This is a genomic window from Mesorhizobium sp. M1E.F.Ca.ET.063.01.1.1, assembly GCF_003998155.1.
Classification (GTDB): domain Bacteria; phylum Pseudomonadota; class Alphaproteobacteria; order Rhizobiales; family Rhizobiaceae; genus Mesorhizobium.
This window is the reverse complement of record NZ_RZSC01000819.1, coordinates 1-2,518: the sequence shown is the minus strand read 5'-3', so window position 1 is coordinate 2,518 and position 2,518 is coordinate 1. Positions and strand designations below refer to the sequence as shown.

Annotated in this window: 2 protein-coding genes and 1 pseudogene; 1 reads left to right on the top strand and 2 read right to left on the bottom strand. The window is 63.1% G+C overall.

The window, feature by feature from the left end:
• Positions 1-1,259 (bottom strand): glyoxylate carboligase (gcl, locus tag EOA29_RS32805; RefSeq protein WP_127222167.1); only part of this gene is annotated, 1,259 nt, incomplete at its 3' end.
• A 205-nt stretch (positions 1,260-1,464) separates the two neighbouring features.
• Here gcl and bhcR point away from each other — a divergent pair.
• A complete protein-coding gene (gene bhcR / locus EOA29_RS32800) occupies positions 1,465-2,286 on the top strand; it encodes an HTH-type transcriptional regulator BhcR (RefSeq protein ID WP_126094133.1) in 822 nt (273 codons plus the stop codon).
• Between the two features lie 32 nt (positions 2,287-2,318).
• On the opposite strand, the pseudogene EOA29_RS32795 reads toward bhcR, so the two are convergent.
• Positions 2,319-2,518: pseudogene (locus EOA29_RS32795) on the bottom strand (hypothetical protein); the annotation flags it as partial.

The following is a 2,518-nucleotide window of genomic DNA, read 5'->3' as shown; positions in this document are numbered from 1 at the left end:
GGGCCGGCCTGGCCGCAATTGATCCAGTTGCGCGGCTTATAGACATGCAGGAACTGCGCGCCGGCGATCTGCGAAAGGCCGATCGTGGTGACATAGGTGGTGTCGCGGGCAAAAGCCTTGTTCATCTCTTCATAGACGCGCTGCGGCTTCAGCGGCACCTGCTCGAAATGCGTCTTGCGCTTCATCGTCTTCTTGCGCTGCTGGCATTCCTTGGCCCAGCCCGACCAGTCGCGCAGCTTGCCGGCCATCCGCCATTCGGTGGCGACATCGAGCAGCATCTTCAGCGCCGCGCCCGCATCCGAGACGATGCCGAGGTCCGGCGCGAAGACGCGGCCTATTTGAGTGGGCTCGATGTCGACATGGACGAATTTCTTGCCCTTGGTGTAGACGTCGACCGAGCCGGTGTGGCGGTTGGCCCAGCGGTTGCCGATGCCGAAGACGAAATCGGCTTCAAGCATCGTCGCGTTGCCGTAGCGATGCGAGGTCTGCAGGCCGCACATGCCGGCCATCAGCCGGTGGTCGTCGGGGATCGAACCCCAACCCATCAGCGTCGGGATGACCGGCACGCCGGTGACTTCGGCGAACTCGATCAGCAAGTCGGAAGCATCGGCGTTGACGATGCCGCCGCCGGCGACGATCAGCGGCTTTTCCGCCTGGTTGAGCATCGCCAGCGCCTTCTCGGCCTGGGCGCGCGTCATCGCCGGCTTGAACGGAGCGAGCGGCTCGTAGGCGTCGATGTCGAATTCGATCTCTGCGAGCTGCACGTCGACCGGCAGGTCGATCAGCACCGGGCCCGGCCGCGAGGAGCGCATCAGGTGGAACGCCTTCTGCAGCGCCATCGGCACCAGATAGGGTTCCATGACCGTGACCGCCCATTTGGCGACGGGCGCTGCGATCGCCGCGATGTCGACGGCCTGGAAATCCTCCTTGTTGAGGCGCGCGCGGGGAGCTTGGCCAGTTATGCACAAGATTGGAATGGAATCCGCCGAGGCCGAATAGAGCCCGGTGATCATGTCGGTGCCGGCCGGCCCTGAGGTGCCGATGCAGAGCCCGATATTGCCGGCCTTGGCCCGCGTAAAACCTTCGGCCATGTGCGAGGCACCCTCGACATGGCGCGCGAGCACATGGCGGATGGTGCCGCGCGCCTTCAGCGCCGAATAAAGCGGGTTGATCGCCGCGCCCGGCACGCCGAAGGCATTGGTGATGCCTTCCTTTTCAAGAACGAGAACCGCGGCGTCGACAGCGCGCATCCTGGCCATTTCAAGCCTCCGAGAATTTGTTTACTGGCCTGAGAATGCCAGCGCGCTCTCTATTTTTCAATTTTTTCAGAATATTTTTTCATTTCTAGAAAACCTCTCTTACCATCTGATTTCGCTACCCTTTCTGTTTTCCAGAAAATCACTTTCGGAAATTCGTGAAATACTTTTTCATTGCGTTCGGTCGGAAATCGGCCAGAATAGGCGTATGGAAACAAGCGAAAAGCGCCAGCGCGGGCGGCCGCGCGCTTTCAATGGTCCGTCCGAGGCGACGTCCGTGCAGTCGCTCGACCGGGCGCTGCGCATCCTGGCGATCGTCGCCGACGCCAGCGGGCTGTCCTTGAGCGAGATCGCGGCGCGCAGCGGGATTGCCGCCTCCACCGCCTACCGCATGCTGACGACGCTGGAGAACCACGGCATGGTCGAATTCGACACGACCGACCAGCTTTGGTCGATCGGCGTCGAGACCTATCGCATGGGCGCTGCCTTCCTGCGCCGCAGGAAACTGGTCGACCGCGCCCGCGTCGTCATGCAGGAATTGATGGAGAAAACCGGCGAGACGGCCAATCTCGGCGTTGCCGAGGACGATTGCGTGGTCTTCGTCAGCCAGGTCGAGACGCATCAGGCGATCCGCGCCTTCTTCCGGCCGGGCACGCGCAGTTCCTTCCATGCTTCGGGCATCGGCAAGGCGGTGCTGGCGCATCTCGAGCCCGAGCGGGTCGCCGCCATCCTGCGCAAGGCAGGCCTGCAGCGCTACACCGACAAGACGCTCTCCGACATCTCGGCGCTGGCCCACGATCTGGCGACCATCAAGCATCGCGGCTGGTCGGTCGACGACGAGGAACGCCATCCCGGCATGCGCTGTGTGGCCGCCGCCATTTTCAATGAGTTCGGCGAGCCGATCGGCGGCGTTTCGGTGTCCGGCCCAACCGTTAGGGTGACGCCTGAGCGCCTTGCCGAGATCGGCCCGCTGGTGCGCGAGGCCGCGGCCGAGGTGACGAAGATGATCGGCGGCGCAAGAGCCGATTGATCAAGAGAAAATCGCTCCGCGATTTCTCGCGGTCATACGCCCGGCAGCGCGCTCTTGGCCGCTATGTCGAAGAAATCGAGCAGGATGGCCAGTCCGACGCCGCTGGCTGTGAAGATGAGGCCGGCGATGAATATCCGGCTGGCGCGGTCATGAATGATGCGCTGCAGGGATTTGATGTCGAGCAGGATGGCGAGCGCCCGCATCTGCAGGGCAATGCCGACCAGGATCGGCA